We start from the raw sequence: 24,569 nt of genomic DNA on the forward strand, positions 1-24,569 counted from the left end.
ACCTGATACTAACCAAAGAGGCTGGTCGACGTGTCAATGATCAGCCCTTACCAGCGATAGTTGACCGAACCGATCAGCGCTCGCTCGTCGCCGTAGCGGCACGAGACGTTGCAGAACAGGTACTTCTCGTTGGCGACGTTTTGCGCCTTCATGGCCACGGTCCAGTTCTTGTCGACTTCATAGGTGACTTTCGCGTCGAACAGGGTGTAGGCGGAGACCTTCTCGTTGGCGTCCGAGCTGGACGTACGGCTGGTGCCCAGGTAGCGGGCGCCGCCGCCGACCACGACCTGAGGCAGGCCCAAGGCAGTCAAGCGGTAGTCGGCCCACAGGTTGGCCATGTGATACGGCACGCCGTCGATGCGCGTACCTACGCGGGTGGACACCGCATCGTCGGTGATCTTCGCGTCGGTGTAGGTGTACGACGCAGTGGCGCTCAGGTTCGCGGTAATCTCCGCTTTCGCCTCAAGCTCCACACCGCGTGAGCGGGTTTCACCGAACTGCACGGTGTTGCCGGTGAGGTCGGTGCTCAGGGAGTTTTTCTGCTTGAGGTCGTAGACCGCGGCGCTCAGCAGCGCTGTGGTACCGGGCGGCGTGTAGCGCACGCCGATCTCGTACTGCTCGCCCTCGGTCGGATCGAACGAGGTGTTGGCGTTGGCGTTGAAGACGTTGGCCGGCAGGAACGACTGGCTCCAGCTGACATAAGGCGCCAGCCCGTTGTCCGCCTGGTAGACCAGGCCGATACGACCGGTGGCTTTCTTGTCATCGCGCGGCGTGCGAGCGCCAGTGGCGAAGCTGTAGGTTCGGCTTTCGGCCCAATCCTGACGACCGCCCAGCAGTAGAATCCACTTGTCGTCGAACTTGATCTGGTCTTGCAGGTAGACGCCGGTCTGAGCGCTGTGCAGGTCCGAGCCGGTGTTGGCGGTTGTGACGTTGGTCGCAGCGCCGTACACCGGATTGGCCGGGCTGAACATGGAGTTGGCGTCAGCGAAGCGATGAGAGTCGTAGGTCTTGTGGTAGTAGTCCACGCCCGCCAGCAGGGTGTGCTGCCAGCGGCCGCTGTCGAGGGTCCATTGCATGTTGTTGTCGCTGGTCCAGCCTTCTGAGCGCTCGCGGCGGATGCTAGCTCGGCGCGCCAGCTGGCCTCGGTTGCGCAGGGCGGCGCTGCCGGTATCAGCGATCTGCATGTAGTCCCAGCTCAGGTCCGCCTCGAAGTGGCGTAGCGAATGGCGGATTTTCAAGTCGGGTGTGAAATCGTGTTCGAACAGGTAGCCCAGACTGGTCGAGTAGTTGTTGTAGTGATCGAAGCCGCGCTCGCCGGTGAACAGGTCGCGGTCGACCTTGGGGTAGCGAGTGCTGGACGAGGTGGTCAGGTCGAAATCCAGCGGTGGTGCAAAGCCGGTACGGGTTTCCTGGTAGTTGGCCAGGACCGTCAGCGAGGTGCTCTCGTTCGGGCGCCAGGTGAAGGCGGGTGCGATGTAGCGGCGGTCGTCGTCGGTATCGGTGGTCTGGGTGCCACTGTCGCGCCAAAGGCCGGTCAGGCGATAGGAGAACTGTCCGGCGTCGTCGATCGGGCCGCCTAGGTCGAAGCTGTACTGTTTGCGCGCATGGCTGCCGTATTCGACATTGACTTCATGCAGGGGCGTGTCGGTCGGGCGCTTGGTGATGGTGTTGAGCAGACCGCCTGGCGACAGTTGGCCGTACAACACAGAAGAAGCACCCTTGACCACTTCCACGCGCTCCAGGCCGTAGGGCTCGATGCCTCCGTCATACACGCTGCCTTGCAGTTTCATCCCGTCGCGCAGGATGCCGCCGGTGCCTGAGCCGACGTTGAAGCCACGGATCACGAAGTCGTCGGCTACACGGCTGAACCCGCCTGGCTGCGCGATCACGCCTGGCGTGTAGCTCAAGGCCTCGGCCAAGGTGTCGGTCTTGCGGTTGTCCATCTCGTCGCGGGTGATGACCGAAATCGACTGAGGAATATCCTTGATCGCCGAGTCGGTCTTGCTTGCGCTGGTGCTGCGAGTCGCCACAGGTCCACGGATCTGGCCATTCGGGTTTTCCAGGGCCTGGGCATCGATGGTGGTTTCCTGCAGCTCCAGGGTGGCGTTGGATATGGCAGCGCTGGCGCTGTCGGCGGCGTAGGCCGTGCTCAGTGGCGGGCCACTGAGTAGCATCGCCAGTGTCAGCGGGTGATAGGCAAAGATTTTTTTTGCCGGCATGGGGACTCCTGTTCGTTAAACGTTGTTTGCCTGAGGGACGAAATCAGGCCGCGCCTCCGTCTCGACGATCAGCACAAGCAGAACTGTAACAAATAGGAATGGTTATTATTCATATTTTGTTGCGAATATCTGTTGGAAAGCTACACCCCTTAGATGCTCGACCCGAGGGCAGGGCGCCTCGCATTGCCCTCTTTCACTGTCACTACAAGCGCTAGTGGCGATCATGACCGTCAAGTCCGCCACGCAAGAGGGGCCTGACGATCACTGTCTAAGCTTATGTTTATTCAGTATTAATTGGATTGAAAACGGTCGATTACACTCAGCGACCGCAAGCCAGACGCAGGCGCTTTCCGATGTTCGCTTTATCTATTTCAACACGTCTGGAGGTCAACCGATGACCTTCGACTACGCGTTCGCGTTGTCCACGCTTCCCGCTTTTGCGCGCGCCGTGGGGGTCACTTTGCAAGTCGGCTTGATCGCAATCCTGAGCTCACTTGCCGTCGCGGTGCTCAACGCGGCCATCGCCACGTTTCGGGTCCCGGTGCTGCATCGGCTCGTGCCGCTATACGTCGAGCTTGCGCGGAATACGCCGCTGCTGATTCAGCTGTTCTTCATCTACTTCGCCTTACCCGCTCTGGGCGTGCGGATTTCCGGTTTCGCAGCGGCGGTCATTGCCATGACGTTCATGGGAGGTGCGTACCTGACCGAAATACTGCGCGCGGGCATCGAAGCGGTGCCCAAGTCGCAGATCGAGTCTGGCCTGTCCATCGGTCTGTCGCGCTGGCAGCTGTTGCGCCATGTAGTGCTGCCCCAGGCAGGCATTCTCAGCTTGCCTGCGCTGTTCGCCAACTTCGTGTTCCTGCTCAAGGAGACCACGGTGGTGTCGGCCGTTGCCGTGCCGGAAATTCTCTACACCACCAAGAGTTACATCGCTCTGTATTACAAGACCTACGAGATGCTGGCAGTGATGACCGGGTTGTGCGTGCTGTTGTTCTTGCCGCTGTCGTTGCTGCTGGGCCTGCTGGAAAGGAGGCTCCAACATGGCCAGTTCGGGTCTTGAGCTGCTCTGGGTATCGGCACCTCAACTGCTGACCGGGGCCGGTCGCACCTTGGGTATTTCCGCGCTTGCGATCGTGTTCAGCAGTGTCGGCGGCCTGTTCTATGGCGTGCTGCGCAGCCTGGGCAAGCGCTGGCTGGACGTGCCGCTGAGGGTCTACCTGGAGCTGTTTCGCGCCATTCCGGTACTGGTCTGGTTGTACCTGTTCTTCTTTGGCCTGCCAATCTTCTTCGGCGTCAGCCTGCCTGCGTTCTGGTGCGCGGTGCTGGTGTTGTCGCTGTGGGGCGCCAGCGAGATTGGCGAAGTCGTGCGTGGCGCGCTGCGCTCTATACCCCGCGGGCAGCGCGAGGCAGGACTGGCCATCGGCCTGGGCCTGGGCCAGTTGTACGGTCGGGTATTGCTGCCCCAGGCGCTCAAGCGACTCACGCCGCCGGTCATCAACGTCTGCACCCGTTTGCTCAAAACCAGTTCGCTGGCGGTGCTGATCGGCGTTGTCGACATCACCAAGGTGGGCCAGCAGATCATCGAGCGCACCTACGAGTCGGTGCTGATCTACGGCTTCCTGTTTGTCTTCTTTTTTATCGTCTGCTATCCGCTGTCGGCCGCTTCCCGCGTGCTTGAACGGCGCTGGAATCACGCATGAGCGCATTGATCGAACTCGCAAGCTTCAGCAAGAAATTCGCCGATACACCGGTGCTGACTGACATCGATCTGCGGGTGACCGAAGGCGAGGTGGTGGTGATCCTGGGCCCCAGCGGCTGCGGCAAGAGCACATTGCTGCGCTGCCTGAACGGCCTGGAACTGGGCCACAGCGGTACCTTCACTTTCGATGGGCAGTTGCTGCCTGCCAATGCCGACTGGCGCCGCGTGCGTCAGCAGATCGGCATGGTGTTTCAGAGCTATCACCTGTTTCCTCACATGACCGTGCTGCAGAACGTGCTGCTGGGGCCGCTGCAAGTGCAGAAGCGCGATGCCCAGGAAGCGCGGCAGCAGGCCGAGGCGCTGCTGGCTCGGGTTGGCCTGGCCGAACGCGCCAACGCCTACCCCCGCGAGCTGTCGGGCGGCCAGCAGCAACGGATCGCCATTGTGCGGGCACTGTGCATGAACCCCAAGGTCATGCTGTTCGACGAAGTCACCGCTGCGCTGGATCCGGAAATGGTCAAGGAAGTCCTCGAGGTGATCCTCGACCTGGCGCAGGGCGGCATGACCATGCTCATCGTTACCCACGAAATGGCCTTCGCCCGCGCGGTGGCCGACCGCATTTTGTTCATGGACCGCGGCCGTATCGCGGAACAGAACGATCCCGAAACCTTCTTCAGCGCCCCGCAGACCGCACGCGCGCAGCAGTTCCTGGAAAGGTTTTCCTACGTAGAAAACATGCCGAAAAGGAAAGCATCGTGAACTTCAAAACTGCCCTGGTTCTACCCGTACTCGCTCTTGGATTGCTGGCCGGTTGCGATAAACCGGCCGAACCCAAGGCCGCCACCCCAGCCGCGACGGCGAAACCTACCACCAGCTACCTGGAAACCATCAAGGCCCGCGACAAGCTGATCGTCGGGGTGTTCAGCGACAAACCGCCCTTTGGTTTCGTCAATGAGCAGGGCGAATACGTCGGGTTCGACACCGACCTGGGCAAGCGCTTCGCCAAGGACCTGCTGGGTGACGAGAAGAAAATCGAGTTCGTCAGCGTCGAGCCGGCCAGCCGCATCCCGTTTCTGCAGAGCGACAAGGTCGACCTGATCCTGGCCAACATGACCGTGACACCCGAGCGTAGCCAGGCGGTGGACTTCACCAACCCGAACCTGCGTGTCGCCGTGCAGGCGTTGGTGGCGGACGGCAGCAGCGTACAGAAGCTCGATGACCTGGCCGACAAGACCACCATCGTCACCACCGGCACCACGGCCGATCTGTGGTTGACCAAGAATCACCCTGACTGGAAGCTGCTCAAGTTCGAAAAGAACTCCGAATCACTGCAAGCCCTGGCCAGCGGCCGCGGCGACGCCTATGCCCAGGACAACCTCGTGCTGTTCAACTGGGCCAAACAGAACCCCGGTTACCGCGTACTCGCCCAGAAGCTGGGCGATGAGGCGCCTATCGCACCGGCCGTGAAGAAAGGCAACACCGAGCTGCGCGATTGGGTGAACGACGAATTGGCCAAGCTGGGTGAAGAGAAAGCCCTGCTCAAGCTTTATGACCAGTACGTGCGCAAGGACTTGCCAGCGGACACCGACCCTAATCTGGTCATCGTGGAGGGAGGTCGCTTGAAGCCGTGAAGGCGGCCGATCTTGCGGATCAGTTCTGCCCAAGCTTGAGATGGAAATTCTTCATGAAATTCCACGAATAGGAGGGCGGCGGAGAATAGCAGCCAGGTTGATTGGCGGGCGTGGCGTCACAGCGCACCGTGTAGCCCTTGCTGCCGATCTCGCGACCGCCTTCGCCGGTGCCTTGGTCGCTGTAGGAGGCACAGCCGCTCAGTACGCCCAAGATCAATAGTGCAGACAGTGTTTTCATTCCAGACTCCTTCCGTAGAGCGCGCAGCTTAGCCTCGATCCGTTTTCAAAAGCTATCCACCTGCGAACATGCCTCCACCGCCGCGCGCCTGATGTGATCAGGCGCGCGGTAGCTTTCAGGTATCGTTGCGCGCTGCCATCAGCTGCTTCATTTCCTCGCCGCGCAGCGGTGGGCTGAGCAGGTAACCCTGGACGAACGGGCAGCCCAATGCCTGCAGCCGGTCCAGCTGGTCCTGGGTTTCCACGCCTTCGGCGACGATGTCGACATCCAAGGCGCTGCCCAGCGACAGGATGCTGGTGACGATGGCGATGGTGCGTCTGTGGGTCATCATGCGCGTGACGAACGAGCGGTCGATCTTGATCGAGTCGATCGGGTAGCGGTCGATGTAGCCCAGCGAGCTGTAGCCGGTACCGAAGTCATCCAACGCGATGTGTACGCCCAGCTCGCGCAGGTCGGCGAGGGCGATCGCCACGGTTTCCGGTTCGTTGAGGAAGACCGATTCAGTGATTTCGATCTGCAGGTTGTGGGCGCTGAAGGAGGTGTCCTTCAGTATTTCCGCGACCTTTGCCACGAACCCGACATGGTTGAGCTCGGCACCCGAGACGTTGACGTTGAGCTTCAGTGTGCAGGCCGCATTGGCGTTCCAGCGCTTGAGCTCGGCACAGGCGGTCTGCATGACCCAGCGGCCCATTTCATGAATGATGCCGATGTCTTCCGCCACTGCGATGAACACGTCGGGCGGCACGTTGCCGAGCACGGGGTGCTGCCAGCGGACCAGCGCTTCCACGCCTTCGATGCGGCGCGAGCGGGCGGCAAAAATTGGCTGGTAGACCAGGTAGAACTCTTCTCGCGCCAAGGCGTGCTTGAGCGCGTTGCGCATCAGCAGCAAATCGACCGCCGCCTGGCGCATGGACAGGTCGAACAAGGTCCATTTGCCTTGGCCTTGTTTCTTTGCCGCGTACATGGCGACGTCGGCATCGCGGACGAGGTCTTCGGCGCTGGTGTGAGCGGCGTCGAGTGTGACGATGCCGACGCTGCAGGAGGTGAAGATCGCCTGGCCCTCGACGTCGACGGCAACTCCAAGCGCCTGGATGACCCGTTGCGCGGTCTCTATCGCAGCGTGCTTGGAGTCATTGCCGGTGTGGAGGATGGCGAACTCGTCACCGCCGATGCGCGCCAGCACGGCGTTGCCGTTCAGGCAGGACTCCAGCCGCTGCGCCACGATCTGCAAGAGGATGTCACCGGCACGGTGGCCCATGCCGTCGTTGATGTATTTGAAGCGATCCAGGTCCATGTACAGCACTGCCGCTTCGCGCTCGGCATGGTCAAGGTTGAACACTTCCTGAATCTTGGCCATGAAGTAGGCGCGGTTCTTCAGCCGGGTCAGGTCGTCGTGGAAGGCGGCGTAGGTCAGCTCTTCCTGGATTCGTTCACGCTCCACCAGGCGCGAGCGCAGCGCTACCTGTTCCTCGCGGTCGATCTGCGCCTGCTTGAGGCTTTCTTCGGCTTCCTTGCGCTCGGTGATGTCACGCTGCACGGACACCCAATGGGTGAACCAGCCTTTTTCGTTGGCCACCGGCACGATGCTCAGCTGCACCCAGAAGCGGGTACCGTCACGGCGCGTGTTGATCAGTTCGACTTCGATCGGCTGCCACGTGGACAGGGCGCTGCGGATCTGATCCAGGGTGCCGCGATCGGTTTCCTCGCACTGCAGGATACGCGGCGTCTTGCCGACGATTTCTTTCAGGCTGAACCCGGTGGTGGCCAGGAAGGCCGGGTTGCAGTAGACGATCCGCGGGCCGGGCTGGTCGATCGGCTCGGCCTCGGTGATCAGGATCGCATCTTTGGCATGAACGACCACCGATTCGAGCAGGCGCAGACGCTCGATCACTCCGGCAGGACCGGTACTGGCGGCCACCGGCAGGGACGGCGCCGAGTGGTAGAGAGCAACGGAGTGAGTCTTGAGTGCGTAGATCTGGGCGGCGCTGAGCAACTTGAACGGTGGCGTCAGCGCCAGCAGAACGATGCCGACGAGCGCGTCGCTGTGGTCTTTGACGGCGATGCACACGCGGTAGGTGTCCGCCAGCGAACCGAGAAAATCCGGGATCGAATGGATGAAAGGCGAGCCGTCGCCGATGTCGACCACGTCGCCGTAGGACATCAGCATGCGCAGCCAGGACTCGGTGGCGGCATCGACCGGCACTTCGCGCGTCGTGCCGCAGGCGGCAGTCACGTGCCAGGCGCCGGGTGCGCCTTCGATGAGCAGGGCGCCGCAACAGTGTGTGATGGCCGCTGCCGCCTGAACCAGACCTTGAAGAGCGGTGTGCTTTGAATCTTTTTCAGGGACAGCTGCGAGCATGTGAAGGACCCAGACAAGGACGAGAAACGGCGACCTCCTGTCACTCGATGTCATTTTGACATCATTGTGATAGTGATACCACGCCTTCCCGTCGGACTGCTCCAGAGTCGTTAAAGTGCATCCATGCGTTCAAATATCGGCGCAAGAGAGCAGGGTGGCGATCAGCGGTCGTCTACCCGGTTCAAGCGGTAACGCAGGCGCGACTCGAACGCGCTCAGAAGTACTTCAGCCAGCCGATGTCGCGCCGACGCTGTTTGAGCTGCGCGAACCAACGAGTGGGAAAGTACAGGGCAATGGCCAGCACCGCAGTCCACAGCCAGATTCCGCCCAGGCTGTCGAAACCGTAGTACTTGCCCTGGTTCAAACCCCAGATCTGCACGGCGAGCAGGTACATCGCCTTGAGCACCAGCAGGTGCAGTACGTAGAAAAACATTGGTGCGCCACCGTAGCGCGACGGCACCTTGAGCACTTGTCGGCCTTCGAGGCGCTGGAACAATGCAAGCAGCAGCAAGCCTGCGCCCATGGTGGGCATCAGGTACAGCAGCGACGGCGGGTATTTGGTCAGCGACATGAAGCTCATGAAGGTACGCACGTTGTCGTCCAGCACGCTCCAGGGTTTTTCGCCGTAGCCGTTGAGATAGCGAATGGCGATGAAGCCCAGGATCAGGCCAATCCCCCAATTGAGCAGCAGGCGCTGGCGTCGTGCCGGGTCGGCGCCGCGGGCGAACCAAGGGCCGGCGCAGTAGCCCAGGGCGATCAGGCCGATCCACGGAAGGATGGGGTAGGTGGTGCGGGCGCGGGTGTATTCGGTGATTTCCAGGAACGCGCGCTGGTGCAGGATCGACCAGATCTCGAAGAACGGCGAGTCGGCGGTCAGGACGATGCCGTCCAGCAGATTGTGTCCGGCGACGATGACCGCGCCCACGATCGCCAGGGCGGTGCGCGGCATGTGAATGAGTGCCGCCAGTGCGATCATGCTCAGGCCGATGGCCCAGATCACTTGCAGCCACAGGGTGGTCGGAACCAGTGTCGCGTTCCATGCAAAGTTGACCAGGGTGAGTTCGAGGAAAACCAGGAACAGGCCGCGTTTCAACAGGAAAATCGACACTTCCCGAGGGCTGTGAGACTGCCCGTACAGCCAGGCAGAGAGGCCGGTGAGGAAGACGAACACAGGCGCGCAGACCATGCTGCTGATACGGGTGAAGAACAACTCGGGCGGGGTATTCAGCGGATCCATGGGGTCGCTGACTTGCACGTGGAGGAAGAAGGTTTCCCGGACATGGTCGACGAGCATGAAAAGCATGACCAGTCCACGCAATGCGTCGATCGCGAGCATGCGGGTGCGTGACACCGCCTGGGTCGAGGCAGTGGAAAGCGAGCCGGGGAAGGGTGGTGAAGCGGCGGCATCGGCCATGGGCATGCATCCAAAAATAAATCGGGATGCTAATGTTACGATATAACGTGAGGATTGGAAATCGTTATGGCATGACGCGTCTAACCGCCCCAGCTGCAAGTAAGGCGCAGCGGTGCGTTAGATAGACCGTATAAAGCTTCGCGGGCAGAGCCCGCTCCCACAGGGGATGAGCCCATGTGTGGGAGCGGGCTCTGCCCGCGAAAAGAACAACGCTGGGTATCGAGAATGCTCCAATCAGGCGCTTTCTTCCTGTTGCAGGCGCTTGATCAGCGCCTGGGCGGCGGCTTCGGAAGACGCAGGGTTCTGGCCAGTGATCAGGTGACCGTCTTCGACCACATAGCTGCCCCAGTCCGGACCTTTGGAGTACTCGCCGCCATTGGCCTTGAGCATATCTTCGACCAGAAACGGCACCACATCCGTCAGCCCGACCGCCTCTTCCTCGGAGTTGGTGAAGCCGGTGACCTTCTTGCCCTTGACGATGGAATCGCCGTCCGGCGACTTGACGTTCTTGAACACCCCAGGCGCATGGCACACAGCTGCAACGGGTTTGTTGGCGGCGTAGAAGGCTTCGATGATGGTTTTCGAATCGGTGTCTTCGGCCAGGTCCCACAGTGGCCCGTGGCCGCCTGGGTAGAACACGGCATCGAAGTCGTAAGGGTCGGCCTCGCCAAGGGGAAAGGTATCAGCCAACATCTTTTGAGCCTGCGTATCCTGGGCGAAGCGGCGGGTGGCGTCGGTCTGCGCATCCGGCTCGTCGCTCTTGGGGTCCAGCGGTGGCTGGCCACCCTTGGGCGAGACCAGGGTCACTTCGGCACCTGCATCGACGAAGGCATAGTAGGGTGCGGCGAATTCTTCCAGCCAGAAGCCGGTTTTCTTGCCGGTATCGCCCAGTTGATCGTGGGACGTCAGAACCATCAAGATCTTCATGCAAACTTCTCCAGCAGGTATAGGGACGCAACGCATCGCATTGCCCGGTTCTGTTTTCTGAAAGCACTTGGCCGCAGACGTTCAAGACAATCCGCGTCTGGTACGCTTTGGGTCGGATGGAACGCTGGCGCATCACCCCAGTCATTTCCTTCAGGACCGACCCTTTGCGGCCTTCCAGAACGGGCTCGCGTCCACCATCGAGAGGATTTGGCCAATGGCAACTGCAACCGTGCGATACCTGTTCAACGGCGCCCCGCGCAGCTGGACCCCACCGGCCGAGGTCGAACAGAGTCTTCACAGTATCGTGATGCATCTGCTCCAATTGCATTTCGGCGACGGCGAAAACAGCTTGGTGATGCCCACTGCAGAGGACACCGACGAGCAGGTTCTCGAGCAGGCGGCGCGCATGGGGCTGACCGACATCGAAGTGACCGAAGGCGTCGTGCGCTAGGCCCTCACGGCCCGATACAGAGCGCGGATCAGATCGGATTGGGTGATGATGCCGACCAGATGGCGTTCGGTGTCGATGATGGGGATGTGCCGATGGCCATTTTCCGAGAACACCGGCACCAGCTCGGTCAGCAGGCGGTCCGCGCTGGCTACGCGTACTGAACGCGTCATGATCTGCCCGACGAGGTTCGTCGTCGGCTGGTTCCGGCGGGGCCGCAGGAGGGCACGCAGGTGCCAGGCCACTCCGTCATGGGCATCCAGATCCAGTTGTTGCATGAAATCGGCCACTGTGACAATGCCCAGCAGATGACGCTGTCGGTCGATGACCGGCAGTGCCTTGATCTTGTGTTTGCGCATCAGCGCCCAGGCATCGCGCAGCGGCATTTCCTGGCGTGCGGTGATCGGTTCGCGACTCATGACTTCGGCGCAGCGCAGCTCACCCATGTTGCGCTGGTACGCTGATGCCTCGGCGTGCTCGAGCAGTGCCTGCAGATCTTTGCGATCAACGTCCAGCACCTGGTTGTAGTGCACCAGTGCGGCGTCGAGGTCGGCATGGCTGAAACGGCTAGGGTTGGACGGCGTGCTGGTGGCGGGTACATGGGGCCATGGCCGACGTGTCAGGTTGTTGTAGATCAGCCCGGCGGCGACCAGCAGAAGCGAATCGATCAGCACCGGATTCACCGCGTAGGTGAACTGCTCGCAGCCCATCACCACCATGAGCAGCGCCGCCGCGCCGCCGGGTGGATGCAGGCAGCGGGCCGCGAGCATCAGTGCGATCGCCAGGCCGACTGCAAGGGCCGCAGCGAACGTGGGATCGGGGATCCACTTGACGCAAGCAACGCCCACCAGCGCGCTCAGGGTGTTGCCGCCCGCCACCGACCAAGGCTGTGCCAGCGGGCTTGCGGGAAGGGCAAACACCAGCACCGCGCTGGCGCCGATGGGCGCCACGATGGCCAGTCCCAGTGCGCCGTGTTCGGCAGCCCAGTGTCCTTGCAGGCCCAGCGCCGCTAAGGTGCAGACCACCAGCACGCCCAGTGCCGCGCCAATGCAGGCGCGCCATTTTTCTCGAGCGTTGATCGGTTGGCGGCTGGGCCAGAGTGCGCGCAGTCGAAGCACTGTCAATGCGGGGCGCGGCGGATGGTCTTCATCAAGTCCTGCGGGCTGATCTGACCGACCACGTGGACTCCGCTACCCGGCAACGGCAGGTCGAGGATATGCCCCTTCATCTTGCCGATCACGTGCATCTCGCACGGCTTGCAGTCGAACTTGAGCGTCAACACTTCGTCGCCGTGAATCAGCTGCATGGGCGCGACCTTGGTTTTCACGCCTGTCACCCCCTTGGCCTGTTTGGGGCACAGGTTGAAGGAGAAGCGCAGGCAGTGCTTGGTGATCATCACCGGCACTTCGCCCAGCTCTTCATGGGCCTCGTACGCGGCATCGATCAGCTCGACCCCGTGCCGAAGGTAAAAGTCGCGGGCCTTCTGGTTGTACACGTTGGCCAGGAACGACAGGTGCGATTCCGGATAAACCGGCGGCGGCGTCGTTTCGGCCTTGCGGCTGCCACGTGGATGGGCCTGGACACGCGCGGCCGTCAGCGCCTCGATGGCCTCGCGGCGCACCGCCTTGAGCTGCGAGTTGGGAATGAAGAACGCCTGCGGCGCATCCAGTTCGATGGCCGTCGCATGGTACTGGGTGGTGCCCAGTTGACCCAGCAGGTCATGCAACTGCTCCAGGGCCTGCTCAGGTTTGTTGGCCGGGCCGAACGGGCCTTCCAGCGTGACGTCCACGCGCACGCCTTCCTCGCTGGTAGCGGTTAGTTGCAGGCGCTGCTCGGTCAGCTGAGCGAGCCAGGCCAGGCCTACGCGCCGCTCGGCGGACGTCTTCTGCAGTGCCTGCTGCCAGTTGTGGTCCAGGTTGCGGTTGAGCGGGTGGTTGGGCCTTAGCTGGAACAACCCTGCAGGCATCTCATTGGGCTCGACCCGATAGCGGTAGCGCTTGTGGCCGTCCTCTTCGAACTCACCCTTGAGCTCGGCGATGTTGGCGCGAAAACCCACGACTTCGCGCTTGACCAGCACGTTCAGACCGTCGCCGTTGGACAGTGGCTGCTCGCTGACCACCAGCATGTCGCGCTTGCCGACTTTCTCCACCAGCCCCACCGGCAGGCCGGTGAAGGTCGGCGAGTCGAACGCGCCGATGTCGATCTTGCGCTCGCTGACGAAATAATCGGTGCTGCCGCGGTGAAAAGTCTTGTCCGGGTCTGGTACGAAAAAGTGCGCAGTGCGGCCGCTGGAGGCGCGGGCCAGGTCCGGTCGGTCTTCCAATACGTCGTCGAGGCGCTGGCGGTAGTAGGCAGTGATGTTCTTCACATAGCCCATGTCCTTGTAGCGGCCCTCGATCTTGAACGAACGCACGCCGGCTTCGACCAGCGCACGAATGTTGGCGCTCTGGTTGTTGTCTTTCATCGACAGCAGGTGTTTTTCATAAGCCACCACGCGACCCTGGTCATCCTTGAGGGTGTAGGGCAGGCGGCAGGCCTGGGAGCAGTCGCCACGGTTGGCGCTGCGCCCGGTGTGCGCATGGGAGATGTTGCATTGACCAGAGAAGGCCACGCACAGGGCACCGTGGATGAAGAACTCGATAGCCGCGTCGGTTTCTGCGGCGATCGCGCGGATTTCGCTCAGGTCCAGTTCGCGCGCCAGCACCAGTTGGGAGAACCCGGCCTGGTCGAGAAACCTGGCCCGAGCCAGGGTACGGATGTCGGTCTGGGTGCTGGCGTGCAGCTCGATTGGCGGGATGTCCAGTTCCATGACGCCCAGGTCCTGCACGATCAAGGCGTCCACCCCGGCGTCGTACAGCTGGTGGATCAGCTTGCGGGCCGGCTCCAGTTCGTTGTCGTGCAGGATGGTGTTGAGCGTGGTGAACACTCGCGCGTGATAGCGGCGAGCGAAGGTCACCAACTCGGCGATGTCGCTCAGCTCGTTGCTGGCGTTGTGACGCGCGCCGAAGCTGGGGCCGCCTATGTAGATGGCATCGGCGCCGTGCAGGATGGCTTCGCGGGCGATGGCGACGTCGCGTGCAGGGCTGAGCAGTTCGAGGTGGTGCTTGGGCAGGGACATGTTTTTCTGGTCTGAGTCATCACGGTCAAGGCCGCCATTGTAGCGGCGAATGAGCGGGACGGCACGGTCCGCGCGTCGCGGCGCCGTTCGCGGGCGCTGGCTGGGGTCGACTGGCATGCAGGCGGATCGAACCTGTCGGCCGTGGCCAGCGTCTACCTAACCTTACCTGCATGACGCCGATGGGGGACCCTGCCGATGAGCAAGCACGTTACCGCCCATGAACTGGGTATCGACATCAACGAGCAACACGGCCTGTTCAAATGGTTGTTGGCCAGCTTTCTGATGGGCAAGCGGATCCAGGCGGACATTGCCGTGGAGGCCTATCGGGTGCTGGTCGACAAACATAACCGCGACACGCCCCGCAAGCTGAGCAATTGCACGCACCGCGAATTGGTGGCCATGCTGGGCGAGGCGCATTACGTGCGCTATGACGAAAGTACCGCAACGCGCTTGAGCGCCTTGGCGAAAAAACTGCAAGCCGAGTATGACGGTACGATCGGTGGGATGCGCGCGGCAAGCACGGATCGCCGTGACTTCGAACGCAAGCTGGAAGCGTTCGAGGGTGTCGGGCCCAAAACCGTCGAGATTTTCATGCGCGAGGCGGGCGGGGTGCTGTTTTGAACAGTCACTCCATACGGGTAGGCTGCGCCGGCTGGAGCCTGTCACGCGAACATGCCGAGCGCTTCGCGGCTGACGGTACCCATCTGCAGCGCTACGCGTCGAAGTTGAGCTGTGTCGAGATCAACAGCTCGTTCTACCGTCCGCACCGGCCGCAGACTTATGCGCGATGGGCGGCTTCGGTGCCCGATGATTTCCGCTTCTCGGTCAAGGTACCGAAACAGATCACTCATTTGCAGCGGCTTGAAGAGTGCGCTGTGGCCTTGGACGAATTCCTGGCGCAGTGCGGACAGCTTGGCGACAAACTCGGTTGCCTGCTGGTGCAGTTGCCGCCTTCGCTGGTGTTCGACGCTCAGGTTGCCGAGGACTTTTTCAGTTGCCTGCGCGAGCGATTTGTCGGGCCGGTGGTGGTCGAGCCTCGTCACCTTTCCTGGGTCGAGGCCGAGCCGCTGCTGCAGGCGCAGCGTATTGCGCAGGCGGCTGTCGATCCTTCGCGCATCGCCACCGACCCCACCCCCGGTGGCTGGCGCGGCTTCCGATATTGGCGGCTGCATGGCTCGCCGCGCATCTACCACGACGCGTACGACGCCGAATATCTCTCACGCTTGCGCGTGATTCTGGCTGAGGCCGCCGCAGACGCCGAGGTCTGGTGTGTGTTCGACAACACCGCCTCGGGCGCCGCGCTCGCCAATGCATTGGATATACGGTATCCGCCCCGGCGGTGCTGCGGTGTGTCTGGGTAAACGCGTTGAAGCCGGACGCGGCTCGCGCCGCTGCTACAGGGGGTGCGTCGGGTGCGGATGCGGCTGCTGTGCGTGTAGCAGCGGCGCGAGCCGCGTCGGCGGTGCCTGCGGTGTGTCTGGGTGAACGCGTCGAGGCCGGACGCGGCTTGCGCCGCTGCTACAGGGGGTGCGTCGGGTGCGGATGCGGCTGCTGTGCGTGTAGCAGCGGCGCGAGCCGCGTCGGCGGTACCTGCGGTGTGTCTGGGTGAATGGGTTGAAGCCGGACGCGGCTCGCGCCGCTGCTACAGGGGGCGGTTTTGCAGGCTGCGTTCGATGCGGGCGAGGCCTTCGGTCAGCAGCGAGCGCGGGCAGCCGAAATTGAGCCGCACGAACTGTTCCAGGCCTGCACCGAAATCCGTGCCGGCGCTCAACCCCACGCGCGCCTGCTGAAGGAAAAAGCGCTGCGGGTTTTCCAGGCCCAGGGCCGAGCAGTCCAGCCAGGCCAGGTAGGTACTTTGCGGCGCATGGACGACGATGCCCGGCAGGCGCGCGCGAATCGTTTCCAGCAGATAGTCGCGGTTACCCTGCAGGTAGATTTTCAACTGCTGCAGCCACTCGCCTGGCTGCGCATACGCGGCGTGGGTAGCCTCCATGCCCAGCGGGTTGACGCTGTCGACCATGCCCACCCGCGCAGCATCGAAGCGCGCGCGCAACTCAGCATTCTGAATCACTGCGAAGGCCGTCTTCAACCCGGCCACGTTGTAGGTCTTGCTGGCTGACATGAGGGTGATGGTGCGCTCGGCGACCTCAGGCGACAGCGAGGCAATCGGGACATGACGGCGGCCGTCGAACTGCAGGTCGGCATGGATCTCGTCGCTGATGATCAACACATTCTGCGCTACGCAGGTGTCGGCGATGGCCTGGAGTTCGTCGCGCGAATAAGTCTTGCCCAGCGGATTGTGTGGATTGCTGAGAATGAACGCTGCGCTGTCGCCCAGCGACTGTTGCAGGCGGTGCGGGTCGCAGGACCATTCACCTTGCGCATCGGCGGTCAGCGGGACTTCGATGCTGCGCATCTTCCAGTGCCCGGCCGCTTCGCGCAGCGGCGGGTAGTTTGGCGTATGCACCACCACGCCGGCGCCTTCGGCCACCAGACCATGCAGGGCCATGTTGACCCCCGGAACCACGCCGGGCAGGACCACGATGTCCTGCGTCTGCACCTGCCAGTCATAGTGATCGCGCAGGTAATCGACCAGCACCTGACGCAGCGCTTCGGACGGCATGCTGTAACCCAGGACAGGGTGCGACAGCCGCGCCTGCAGCCGTTCGATGACTGCCGGTGGCGCAGCAAAATCCATGTCGGCCACCCACATGGGCAGCACGTCTTCCGGGTAGCGGCTCCATTTGGTGCTGCTGGTGCCAGTGCGGTCGAACAGCGTGTCCAGGTCTGTGCTCATCATGTGCTCGGGGCTGCAATACGTGAAAATTGAAGGGCTTGTAGCGGCATACTACTCAGCGCAAAGGTGACAGGCTACCGATGGCGGACGATATGGCACATTCGTACGTAAAAAGATATTCAGGGTTTTTTTCAAACTTTTTCACTTGCGCCTGGGTCATTGCAGTAAGCGGGTGCTCATACCCGCTCTGCCATTGACCCCAAGGACTACCATCATGATCCGCGATGACCGTATCGCTCCAGACGGCTACACCACCCCGGTCTACCATGACCACGCCACGACCGCGCCGTTGCTCAAGCGAATTTCGTGGAGTGCCATTCTGGCCGGTGTGGTACTGGCCATGGTTGTTTCGCTGTTGTTGAACCTGTTGGGTACGGCCATCGGTACGGCCACCATCGATCCGATGCAGGAAGCCAATCCGCTGTCCGGGATCGGTACCGGTGCCGGCATCTGGGTAGTTGTCAGCGCCGTCATTTCGCTGTTCGTAGGTGGTTGGGCTGCAGGTCGTCTGGCACAGCGCGAAGGCGCGTTTCACGGTCTGCTGGTATGGGCAAGCGTTTCGCTGATCACCGTCTACCTGGTGTCCAGTGCAGTCACCGGTGTCGTCCGTGGCGGCCTGAACCTGGCCGGCAGCGGCATGTCGGCGCTGGGTAGCGGTATCGCCCAAGTAGCTCCAGCGCTGGGCGACAAGATCCAGGATCAACTGCGCGCACAGGGCATCGACTTCAACCTGGACGATATCCAGGGTGAAATCGAGTTGGCCATGCGTCAGACCGGCAAAGCCGAACTGAACCCCGACAACGTCAAGCAGGAAGCTCAGGCTACTCAGCAGGATGCTCAGAACACTGCTCAGCGCAGCGCCGAGAATCCTCAGCAAGCCGACAACCAGTTGGGTGGTCTGATGGACCGCATCAAGGCCAAGGGTGACCAGGCTTGGGATGCTGCCGACCGTCAAGCACTGGTCAATCTGATCAAGGCTCGTGGCAACAAGACCGACGCCGAAGCCAACCAGATCGTCGATCAGGCTCAGGCCAGCTATCGTCAGGCTTACGCCAAGTATCAAGAGCTGAAGGCTCAGGCCGAGCAGAAAGCCCGTGAAGCTGCCGAAGTGGCTGCCAAGCGTGTTTCGCAAGGCGCCTGGATCCTGCTGATCACCCTGGTGATCTCGGGTCTGGTATCGGCCGGTGCCGGTGTACTGGGTCGTCGCACTCAGCCACCTGCCAAGGTTGTTGCTGCGGTCTAATTGATCTGCGCAAATAACACGGTTGTAGAAAAGCCCACGCTGACCTGGTCAGCGTGGGCTTTTTCTTGGGCTACGAACATGCGATTCGAAGCCAGTAACATTCGACTGAAGAAAGGCTAGCCCAGTAGGCTTTCGTAGGGAATGTTCATCCCGACATGCAGGCGCTTGATCATCGCAAGACTCAAGGAGCGTTTGGCGTTCAATACCTCAGACACACGCCCACTCGAGCCGATGAAGGGCTCCAGATCGCGCATACTCAGGCCTTGCTGGTCCATTCGAAATTTTATCGCTTCGATAGGATTGGACGGGCCGATAGGGTAATGCTGGTCCTCGTATTTCTCGATAAGTATAGCGAGGACTTCCAATTCGTCGGCACTAGCAGTACCGGGCTGCGCACCCCACAGCTCCTCCATGCGAACAAATGCCTTCTGAAGGTCTGTCTCGTTACGGATGGGTTTGAGATTCATCAGATGGTCTCCACGTCGATCTGGTCATACTGGGCATGAGTGCCAACGAACTTTAACCATGCAATCTGGTGGTTGTAGTCGATCGCTACGACCAAGCGATATTTGTTGCCTGCTATGTTGAAAACGACCCTGCCTGCTTTGATGATGCTCGCTGTGCCGATCTCAGCTTTTAGCGCCTGAGGGGTAAGCCAGTTGGCGTTGATCATGAGATTGTGCCACTCAATCAACGGCCGTTGCGCGTCACCGTGTCCGCTCCGCTCCCAGAATTCCCGCAATGTTCGCTTGGCAATGACTCTCATGATAGATGCGGATCTCCCTTTTTGGGAGGATTTTCTGGATCAATTGCATGAGGGTCAAGTGGTGTTCTGGTGCCGCATGTGTCCCGACCGATCCCTTTGCACCGCCGGTACTGTCGCTGAGCCAACAGCAGAAGGACAGGTTGCACGATAACGATCGCTGCGCTGCTATCGCGAGCCCAGCCTATGGGGTTTTACCTTTGGCACGATAGCTGCTGAAGCCCCCTGCGAGCGCGACTATACGAATAGAGGCTCCTTCTCTTTTCGTAGCGTTCAGGAGCTTCATTCATGGGTTCAACATCGGGCCGCAAGCCCAGTGGTTCATATCGTGCTTTTGTATCGAGCAGCGTGGCATTGTTCACCGCCACCAGTTTGGGTCTGGCCCACGCGGAGGATACGCAGCTGTCCACGGTGGTGGTGACGGGCGCGGCGCGCAGCGAGGCGCAAAAGGCCAAGGTCGAACTGGACAAGACTCCCGGTACCACCGCAGTCGTCGACATGAAAGAGGTCGAGAAAGGCCGTGCCTCCAATGCCGAAGACGTACTTGCGCTACAACCGGGGGTGTTCGCGCAGGCCACCAGCGGCACCGGTGCCAACAAGATTTCGATTCGCGGTTCGGGTTTGAATACCTTCTATCAGGGGTATGCCCTGGGCATCAAATTCCTCTACGACGGACTGCCGATCACCGGGCCGGGCGGGACTCAGGAAGACCTGCTGAACATGGCCGCAGTCGATCACACCGAAGTGCTGTACGGCGCCAACGCCTTCAAGCACACGGCGCTGTCGCTGGGTGGCGCGATCAACTTCGTCAGCCGTACCGGACGCACGTCCCCAGGCAACTACGCACGGTTCGAAGTCGGCAGTTTCGGCTACCGCAAGCAGCAACTGAGTACCGGTGGCGTGGTCGGCGACAGCGACTACTACGTCAGCGTGCTGCACAACGAACGCGACGGCTATCAAGACAATACGGCCAACAAGGGCCGCGACCTGATCGCCAACTTCGGCCATGTGTTCAGCCCCAAACTGGAAACGCGTTTCTTCCTGCGCTACCGCGAAGAACAGCTCACCAATGGCAACACCCTGACCCGAGCGCAGCTCAAGCACGATCCGCGCAGCAATGACGTCCCCACTGGTCGCAAGAAGGACGGCACCACCTTGCTGGGCAGCAACACCACCTACAGGTTCGACGACGACTCGACCCTGGAAGTGGGCCTGGGTTACAACGACTACCCGTTGCTCAACGGCTGGCGGTATTCGGTCTCGCCGCAGGACTGGCGCTCCAAGGACACCAGCGTAGTGCTGCGTTATCGCCGCGCCCACGATGAACTGTTCGGCCTGCCCAGCGACAGCAGCATCACCTTCAGCAATACCCTGGCCTACCTGGGCGATGTCAAATCCCACAGCCGCAGCACCGGGCAACTGTTGCAGTACACAAAGTACACCGGCTCGCGCGACAGCGTGCTGGCGCTGGGCAACGAGTTGCAGCTCAACGACAGAACCTGGCTGTCCACGGGGCTTTCGTTCATCAACATCAAGCGCAAGGCCGAGATCGAATACACCACCGGGGTGAACACCAGCGAGTTTCCCGATGGCGTGAACTACTCCGAATGGGACACCGCGCCGCGGCTGGGGCTGCGGTATGAACTGACTCCAGACATCCAGCTGTTCGGCAACGTCAGCCGCTCCATCGACCCGCCCGTGACCTGGCAGCTGGGCAGCACCGGCTCGCCGTTCATACGCGACGTCAAACCGCAGAAGGCCACCACGGCCGAGCTGGGCGTGCGTGCCAGTGCCGGGATTTTCGATGGCAGCCTGACCTTCTATCGCTCCTGGATCGATGACGAGATTCTGTCCGTGGTGGTGCGTCAGGCCTCGGCCAATCAAGACCAACTGGTGGCTTCGTCCAACGCCAGCCCAACCATTCACCAAGGCGTCGAGGCGGGCTTGAATGCACTGCTGTGGGAAGGCGACAACGGCGATACGCTGAACCTGCGCCAAGCCTACACCTTCAACGATTTCTACTATCGCCACGACAACACCTTCGGCGGCAACGAGCTGCCCAGCCTGCCACGCCACGTGTACCAGGCCGAGCTTCAGTACCAACAGGCCGGAGGCTTTTACGCCCAGCTCAACCTGCGTTCGGCCTCCAGTTACTTCGTCGACTACGCCAACAGTTTCAGCGCACCGTCCTACACCATTCTGGGCGCCCGCGTAGGCTTCGAAGCCCCGAGCAGACGCTGGGACGTGTTCCTGGACATGCGCAACCTGACCGACGAACGCTACGCCACCGCGGCCAACACCACCTACGACGCCCGCGGGCAGGATTCTGCCAACTTCTATCCGGGGGATGCGTTCAACGTCACGACTGGCGTTGCGTTTCGGTTTTGATAGGGCCCTGCTTTGACGATGCATGAGGGACTCGAATGAAGGCTTGCCCGGTGGTCATCCGCTATAGAGAAGGCTTGGAGGTTCTCGCCTTCGAGCACCCTCTAGCAGGGCTGCAGTTGGTGAAAGGGACCGTAGAGGAGGGTGAGACTTCGGCCGCGGCGGCTGGTCGCGAATTGTTCGAAGAGGCGGGCATTCGAGCAAGGGTGGTGCTTGATTTGGGTACTTGGCAGTACACAGGCACCGGTGAGATATGGATGTTTCATCAATGCGAAGCCATTGGTGAACTTGCGGATCACTGGGTGCATTATTGTCAGGACGACCAAGGACATCGTTTTCGTTTTTTCTGGCACCGGCTTGCCAGCCAGCCCGATGAGCGATGGCATAAGACTTTCAGAGACGCACTGCATTTCTTGCGTAGCCGGTTGGCGGTCGAAACCTGTCGCGAATGATTTCTGGGATCTGTAGGCTCAGCACACACCGTCTGCAGGATTTAACGCAGTTACAGCAGAGAGAGAGGATGACATGCGAGAGCGCAAGGCAGCGCGCTGGTTGGTGATAGATCCAGAAGGGAGGGTTCTTCTTTTCAGGTTTCACCATACGGCCGGACCGTTGGCGGGGCAGGACTATTGGGCCACGCCAGGCGGTGGCGTCGAGGAAGGTGAATCCTTCGCGTCGGCGGCAATACGGGAGCTACACGAGGAAACCGGAATTCACGTTGTGACGGCAGGTCCTGTTGTCGCCGAGCGGGATTTTGTGATGCAGATGCCTGATGGAGAATATGTACTTGGCTTGGAGCAGTATTTTGCCGTACGCGTCCTACTGCAGGAGCTGTCTCGTGAAGGGTGGACCCCGCAGGAAGTCGAAGTCGTCGCCGAGTGTCGCTGGTGGTCTGCTGACGAACTCCAGTCTACGCAAGAAACCGTGTGGCCCGAGAACCTGAAAGAGTTGCTTTCGAAGTCCGACAGCGCTGCCTCGCCCGTGGTGATTCGCGTTGCCGCCAGCACGGATGCGCGCGCCTTATCCAGCGTTCATCTGGCCGCCTGGCAGGCGGCCTACCAAGACCTTCTTTCACCGTCCTACCTGCTGGCGCTTGAAGACAAGCTGGAGCAGCGGGCAAACGTGCTACGCGAGGCGATCGTTCAGCGGACAATGTCGTTGTGGGTGATCGAGCGAAGCGGGCAAGTCCTGGGTTGGGCCTCTTTCGGGCCCAGCAGGGATGCTGAGGCGGGTTCGGCTACGGCCGAACTGCGCGCTATCAATCTGCTGCCCGAGGTCTGGTCGCAAGGTCTGGGTCGCCAGTTGTGGGAGGTCATCCAGGAAAACCTCACGCGCGACGGCTACACCGACGTGACCGCGTGGGTATTGGCGGGGAACGAGCGGGCAATCGGGTTCTATCAGGCCATTGGGTTCGTCCGCGAACCTGGCAGCGAGCGAACGGTGGTTGAGGATGGGGAATCTCTGTCACTGGTGCGTTATCGCACCCAGTTGATCCCGCCTCTGGTGCAGACGCCGCTGCTGACGCCTCGTCTTGAAATAGTCGCCCCGAATGTTGCCCTGGCACAGCTCTTGGCGGATGCCTTGAACGCGAGTTACGAAACCCATCGTCTGTTTCTGGTTTGGAGCCGGCCCCGCTGGGAGCTGACCGATACGCTGGACACCCTGCAGCGAGCGCAGAGCGATTTCGTCCGCCACGATGCGGAGAAAAAGTTCTTCCTGCTGACTCGCGAGCACCCGCAGCAACTGGTGGGGTGTATCGGCTTCACCCCCAAGGCCGATGGCTCCCACGAAATAGGCTACTGGGCGAACCAATCGTTGCAGGGCCGGGGTTTGGTGCGCGAAGCATTGACGGCACTGATTGCCCAGTTGCCTGGAACACGTGTGTACCTGACGACGTCTTCAGCCAACGCCGCCAGCCGCCGGCTCGCGGAGTCGGCCGGGTTTCGCCTGGTTCGCACCCTGGTCGGTGATCGTCGATCGGATGTCTTCGGGGTGTGTGACACGCTGGTGTTCAACTGGCCCGTAGTGCGGCCTGCAGCATTCGAAGATGCGGCGCAGATCGCCGATGTGCATATCCGCAGTTGGCAGCAGGCGTATCGTAGTTTGATGGATCAAGCTTATCTGCACGGACTGGACCAGACCTTGCTGCAGAGACAGGCAAACTGGGAACAGAGCATCACGGGGCACGATTCGCAAGTGCAGGTCGCCTCGTTGGCGGACGCTGTCGTTGGCTGGATATCGTTCGGGCCCAGCCGCGACCACGATGCAGACCCTCAACAGGTAGGCGAAGTGATGGCCTTGTATGTGCTCGCCGAGCATTGGGGCTCAGGAGTGGGGCGGCGGTTATGGCTGGCAGCCCTGGCCTGGCTGGCCGAGCAGGGCTATGAAAAAGTCACGCTGTGGGTACTGGTCGAAAACGTACGGGCGATCAGGTTTTATCAAGCTGCTGGACTTGCAGAGGAGCCGGAAACACGACGAACGCTCGAACGCGGCGGGACGAAATTGCAAGAAGTCCGGTACAGCGGCCGTCTTTGACTGAGCGAGGTAGGTTTCATGCAGTTGTATGTCGTTCGTCATGGCGAAACATAGGCCAATGCCGAGCATCGGTATGGAGTACACGCCGTTGCAACTTGACGACCAGGAACATCACTGGCTGGAAGCATCCTCCTGAACCCCATCAATGGTCAGCAGTTGCTCCAGTATCTGCTTGGCCTGCGCGCCTGAAGTGCGTTTGAGTTCGATGGTGATGCTGTCGGTGTCGTCACGGTTGCCTTTTTCGACGATGAACTGCCTGACCTTGCCCGCGCGGTTGCCCATCACCTCGTTGACCTTTTTCAGGGACAGGGTCTGCGATGGCGCGATGAGTTTAATGACGTGGACTTGCACGCGGTTGCGGTAGACCCGTTCCATGGGTTTTATGGCGATCAGGATCACCAGAATGATAAAGGTGGCGGCGGTGCTGACCACGTACAGCCCACCGCCTACCGACAGGCCGATGGCGGCGACCGTCCAGAGGCTGGCCGCCGTGGTGAGTCCGCGAATCACTTCGCCGCGCAGCAGGATCGAGCCGGCGCCCAGGAAACCGATACCTGAAACCACCTGCGCCGCCACCCGCGAGGGGTCGAGTTCGGTGTGCGCCATGGCCAGGGCATCCTGAAAGCCGAACGACGATACGATCATGAGCAGGCACGAGCCCACGCACACCAGCATGTGAGTACGCAGGCCTGCGGCCCACAGCAGCCGCTCGCGTTCGAGTCCGATCAGGCTGCCGAGCAGAGCAGCCAACAGCAGGCGGATACACATTTCCCAATCGGTGAGCATGGTTGAC

Annotated in this window: 22 protein-coding genes and 2 pseudogenes; 13 read left to right on the forward strand and 11 right to left on the reverse strand. The window is 61.3% G+C overall.

Going from position 1 to position 24,569, the window contains the following annotated elements; translation table 11 throughout:
• Window positions 1-47: 47 nt before the first annotated feature.
• The gene (locus IFU31_RS14095) at window positions 48-2,219 is read right to left on the reverse strand and encodes a TonB-dependent siderophore receptor (RefSeq protein WP_192103336.1); all 2,172 of its coding nucleotides are present in this window, start codon (window positions 2,217-2,219) and stop codon (window positions 48-50) included.
• 394 nt (window positions 2,220-2,613) lie between these two features.
• On the opposite strand from IFU31_RS14095, the gene IFU31_RS14100 reads away from it, so the two are divergent.
• Genes IFU31_RS14100 through IFU31_RS14115 form a run of 4 tightly spaced genes read left to right on the forward strand, consistent with a single transcriptional unit; the run spans window position 2,614 to window position 5,549 of the window.
• Window positions 2,614-3,279 carry an amino acid ABC transporter permease gene (locus IFU31_RS14100; protein WP_122477583.1) on the forward strand — a complete coding sequence of 222 codons (666 nt, stop codon included), beginning with the start codon at window positions 2,614-2,616 and terminating at the stop codon, window positions 3,277-3,279.
• Window positions 3,260-3,919 (forward strand): amino acid ABC transporter permease, encoded by a 660-nt coding sequence (locus tag IFU31_RS14105; RefSeq protein WP_122477585.1) that lies wholly within the window; start codon window positions 3,260-3,262, stop codon window positions 3,917-3,919. The genes IFU31_RS14100 and IFU31_RS14105 overlap by 20 nt, the downstream gene beginning before the upstream one ends.
• Window positions 3,916-4,677: an amino acid ABC transporter ATP-binding protein gene (locus IFU31_RS14110; protein ID WP_122477586.1), complete on the forward strand. Its 762-nt coding sequence runs from the start codon at window positions 3,916-3,918 to the stop codon at window positions 4,675-4,677. Before IFU31_RS14105 ends, IFU31_RS14110 begins: the two co-directional genes overlap by 4 nt.
• A complete protein-coding gene (locus IFU31_RS14115; protein ID WP_192103338.1) occupies window positions 4,674-5,549 on the forward strand; it encodes a transporter substrate-binding domain-containing protein in 876 nt (291 codons plus the stop codon). Before IFU31_RS14110 ends, IFU31_RS14115 begins: the two co-directional genes overlap by 4 nt.
• 19 nt (window positions 5,550-5,568) lie before the next feature.
• Here IFU31_RS14115 and IFU31_RS14120 read toward each other — a convergent pair whose 3' ends face one another.
• The 4 genes from IFU31_RS14120 to IFU31_RS14135 form a co-directional block, all read right to left on the reverse strand.
• Window positions 5,569-5,787, reverse strand: a complete 219-nt coding sequence (locus IFU31_RS14120) for a hypothetical protein (protein WP_192103341.1) — start codon at window positions 5,785-5,787, stop codon at window positions 5,569-5,571.
• 115 nt (window positions 5,788-5,902) lie between these two features.
• Entirely contained in the window at window positions 5,903-8,146 is a 2,244-nt protein-coding gene (locus tag IFU31_RS14125; RefSeq protein ID WP_122477592.1) for a putative bifunctional diguanylate cyclase/phosphodiesterase, read from the reverse strand.
• A 214-nt stretch (window positions 8,147-8,360) separates the two neighbouring features.
• Window positions 8,361-9,566, reverse strand: a complete 1,206-nt coding sequence (locus IFU31_RS14130; protein ID WP_446731038.1) for a DUF1624 domain-containing protein — start codon at window positions 9,564-9,566, stop codon at window positions 8,361-8,363.
• Between the two features lie 228 nt (window positions 9,567-9,794).
• Window positions 9,795-10,487: a type 1 glutamine amidotransferase domain-containing protein gene (locus IFU31_RS14135; protein WP_192103345.1), complete on the reverse strand. Its 693-nt coding sequence runs from the start codon at window positions 10,485-10,487 to the stop codon at window positions 9,795-9,797.
• 214 nt (window positions 10,488-10,701) lie between these two features.
• Here IFU31_RS14135 and IFU31_RS14140 point away from each other — a divergent pair, with 214 nt between their 5' ends.
• Window positions 10,702-10,938: a hypothetical protein gene (locus IFU31_RS14140; protein WP_192103346.1), complete on the forward strand. Its 237-nt coding sequence runs from the start codon at window positions 10,702-10,704 to the stop codon at window positions 10,936-10,938.
• On the opposite strand, the gene IFU31_RS14145 is transcribed toward IFU31_RS14140, so the two are convergent.
• Together IFU31_RS14145 and IFU31_RS14150 are read right to left on the reverse strand one after the other, a co-directional pair.
• Complete coding sequence (locus tag IFU31_RS14145) at window positions 10,935-12,053, reverse strand: HPP family protein (protein ID WP_342214257.1); 1,119 nt, start codon at window positions 12,051-12,053, stop codon at window positions 10,935-10,937. The genes IFU31_RS14140 and IFU31_RS14145 overlap by 4 nt on opposite strands.
• 2 nt (window positions 12,054-12,055) lie before the next feature.
• A complete protein-coding gene (locus IFU31_RS14150; protein ID WP_192103350.1) occupies window positions 12,056-14,053 on the reverse strand; it encodes a peptidase U32 family protein in 1,998 nt (665 codons plus the stop codon).
• A 195-nt stretch (window positions 14,054-14,248) separates the two neighbouring features.
• On the opposite strand from IFU31_RS14150, the gene IFU31_RS14155 reads away from it, so the two are divergent.
• Both IFU31_RS14155 and IFU31_RS14160 read left to right on the forward strand, forming a co-directional pair.
• Entirely contained in the window at window positions 14,249-14,674 is a 426-nt protein-coding gene (locus IFU31_RS14155) for a DNA methylase (protein ID WP_122477603.1), read from the forward strand.
• Window positions 14,675-14,685: 11 nt separating this feature from the next.
• Window positions 14,686-15,414 (forward strand): DUF72 domain-containing protein, encoded by a 729-nt coding sequence (locus IFU31_RS14160; RefSeq protein ID WP_446731039.1) that lies wholly within the window; start codon window positions 14,686-14,688, stop codon window positions 15,412-15,414.
• Between the two features lie 281 nt (window positions 15,415-15,695).
• On the opposite strand, the gene IFU31_RS14165 is transcribed toward IFU31_RS14160, so the two are convergent.
• On the reverse strand, window positions 15,696-16,850 hold the full coding sequence (locus IFU31_RS14165; RefSeq protein ID WP_192103354.1) for a MalY/PatB family protein: 1,155 nt from the start codon (window positions 16,848-16,850) through the stop codon (window positions 15,696-15,698).
• 214 nt (window positions 16,851-17,064) lie between these two features.
• Between IFU31_RS14165 and IFU31_RS14170 the strand changes: the two genes are divergently transcribed.
• Window positions 17,065-18,093 (forward strand): hypothetical protein, encoded by a 1,029-nt coding sequence (locus IFU31_RS14170; RefSeq protein WP_122715619.1) that lies wholly within the window; start codon window positions 17,065-17,067, stop codon window positions 18,091-18,093.
• A 116-nt stretch (window positions 18,094-18,209) separates the two neighbouring features.
• On the opposite strand, the gene IFU31_RS14175 is transcribed toward IFU31_RS14170, so the two are convergent.
• Both IFU31_RS14175 and IFU31_RS14180 read right to left on the reverse strand, forming a co-directional pair.
• On the reverse strand, window positions 18,210-18,560 hold the full coding sequence (locus IFU31_RS14175) for a helix-turn-helix domain-containing protein (RefSeq protein WP_122477607.1): 351 nt from the start codon (window positions 18,558-18,560) through the stop codon (window positions 18,210-18,212).
• Window positions 18,560-18,859, reverse strand: coding sequence for a type II toxin-antitoxin system HigB family toxin (locus IFU31_RS14180; RefSeq protein ID WP_185793154.1), 300 nt, complete (start codon window positions 18,857-18,859; stop codon window positions 18,560-18,562). The genes IFU31_RS14175 and IFU31_RS14180 overlap by 1 nt, the downstream gene beginning before the upstream one ends.
• Window positions 18,860-19,144: 285 nt before the next feature.
• Here IFU31_RS14180 and IFU31_RS14185 point away from each other — a divergent pair, with 285 nt between their 5' ends.
• From IFU31_RS14185 to IFU31_RS14205, 5 genes and pseudogenes are all read left to right on the forward strand, one after another.
• Entirely contained in the window at window positions 19,145-21,244 is a 2,100-nt protein-coding gene (locus IFU31_RS14185) for a TonB-dependent receptor family protein (protein WP_192059773.1), read from the forward strand.
• A 35-nt stretch (window positions 21,245-21,279) separates the two neighbouring features.
• Entirely contained in the window at window positions 21,280-21,693 is a 414-nt protein-coding gene (locus IFU31_RS14190) for an NUDIX hydrolase (RefSeq protein ID WP_122477614.1), read from the forward strand.
• A 73-nt stretch (window positions 21,694-21,766) separates the two neighbouring features.
• A pseudogene (locus IFU31_RS14195) lies at window positions 21,767-22,204 on the forward strand (NUDIX hydrolase); the annotation flags it as partial.
• 21 nt (window positions 22,205-22,225) lie between these two features.
• Window positions 22,226-23,176 (forward strand): annotated as a pseudogene (locus tag IFU31_RS14200) (GNAT family N-acetyltransferase); the annotation flags it as partial.
• Window positions 23,177-23,248: 72 nt separating this feature from the next.
• Window positions 23,249-23,776: a GNAT family N-acetyltransferase gene (locus IFU31_RS14205; protein WP_240998783.1), complete on the forward strand. Its 528-nt coding sequence runs from the start codon at window positions 23,249-23,251 to the stop codon at window positions 23,774-23,776.
• Between the two features lie 111 nt (window positions 23,777-23,887).
• Here the strand turns inward: IFU31_RS14205 and IFU31_RS14210 are convergent, their stop codons facing one another.
• Window positions 23,888-24,562 carry an MgtC/SapB family protein gene (locus IFU31_RS14210; RefSeq protein WP_043190299.1) on the reverse strand — a complete coding sequence of 225 codons (675 nt, stop codon included), beginning with the start codon at window positions 24,560-24,562 and terminating at the stop codon, window positions 23,888-23,890.
• Window positions 24,563-24,569 lie beyond the last annotated feature (7 nt).

The sequence above is a fragment of the Pseudomonas sp. CFBP 13602 genome (assembly GCF_014842725.1).
Classification (GTDB): domain Bacteria; phylum Pseudomonadota; class Gammaproteobacteria; order Pseudomonadales; family Pseudomonadaceae; genus Aquipseudomonas; species Aquipseudomonas baltica.

Excerpts from the sequence above, each read along its gene's own strand:
- IFU31_RS14170 (WP_122715619.1), top strand. The coding sequence starts at position 17,065 with ATGATCCGCGATGACCGTATCGCTCCAGACGGCTACACCACCCCGGTC.
- IFU31_RS14190 (WP_122477614.1), top strand. The coding sequence starts at position 21,280 with ATGAAGGCTTGCCCGGTGGTCATCCGCTATAGAGAAGGCTTGGAGGTT.
- IFU31_RS14135 (WP_192103345.1), bottom strand. The coding sequence starts at position 10,487 with ATGAAGATCTTGATGGTTCTGACGTCCCACGATCAACTGGGCGATACC.
- IFU31_RS14100 (WP_122477583.1), top strand. The coding sequence starts at position 2,614 with ATGACCTTCGACTACGCGTTCGCGTTGTCCACGCTTCCCGCTTTTGCG.
- IFU31_RS14140 (WP_192103346.1), top strand. The coding sequence starts at position 10,702 with ATGGCAACTGCAACCGTGCGATACCTGTTCAACGGCGCCCCGCGCAGC.
- IFU31_RS14150 (WP_192103350.1), bottom strand. The coding sequence starts at position 14,053 with ATGTCCCTGCCCAAGCACCACCTCGAACTGCTCAGCCCTGCACGCGAC.
- IFU31_RS14120 (WP_192103341.1), bottom strand. The coding sequence starts at position 5,787 with ATGAAAACACTGTCTGCACTATTGATCTTGGGCGTACTGAGCGGCTGT.
- IFU31_RS14155 (WP_122477603.1), top strand. The coding sequence starts at position 14,249 with ATGAGCAAGCACGTTACCGCCCATGAACTGGGTATCGACATCAACGAG.
- IFU31_RS14095 (WP_192103336.1), bottom strand. The coding sequence starts at position 2,219 with ATGCCGGCAAAAAAAATCTTTGCCTATCACCCGCTGACACTGGCGATG.
- IFU31_RS14210 (WP_043190299.1), bottom strand. The coding sequence starts at position 24,562 with ATGCTCACCGATTGGGAAATGTGTATCCGCCTGCTGTTGGCTGCTCTG.
- IFU31_RS14105 (WP_122477585.1), top strand. The coding sequence starts at position 3,260 with ATGGCCAGTTCGGGTCTTGAGCTGCTCTGGGTATCGGCACCTCAACTG.
- IFU31_RS14130 (WP_446731038.1), bottom strand. The coding sequence starts at position 9,566 with ATGCCCATGGCCGATGCCGCCGCTTCACCACCCTTCCCCGGCTCGCTT.
- IFU31_RS14125 (WP_122477592.1), bottom strand. The coding sequence starts at position 8,146 with ATGCTCGCAGCTGTCCCTGAAAAAGATTCAAAGCACACCGCTCTTCAA.
- IFU31_RS14185 (WP_192059773.1), top strand. The coding sequence starts at position 19,145 with ATGGGTTCAACATCGGGCCGCAAGCCCAGTGGTTCATATCGTGCTTTT.
- IFU31_RS14110 (WP_122477586.1), top strand. The coding sequence starts at position 3,916 with ATGAGCGCATTGATCGAACTCGCAAGCTTCAGCAAGAAATTCGCCGAT.
- IFU31_RS14180 (WP_185793154.1), bottom strand. The coding sequence starts at position 18,859 with ATGAGAGTCATTGCCAAGCGAACATTGCGGGAATTCTGGGAGCGGAGC.
- IFU31_RS14165 (WP_192103354.1), bottom strand. The coding sequence starts at position 16,850 with ATGAGCACAGACCTGGACACGCTGTTCGACCGCACTGGCACCAGCAGC.
- IFU31_RS14175 (WP_122477607.1), bottom strand. The coding sequence starts at position 18,560 with ATGAATCTCAAACCCATCCGTAACGAGACAGACCTTCAGAAGGCATTT.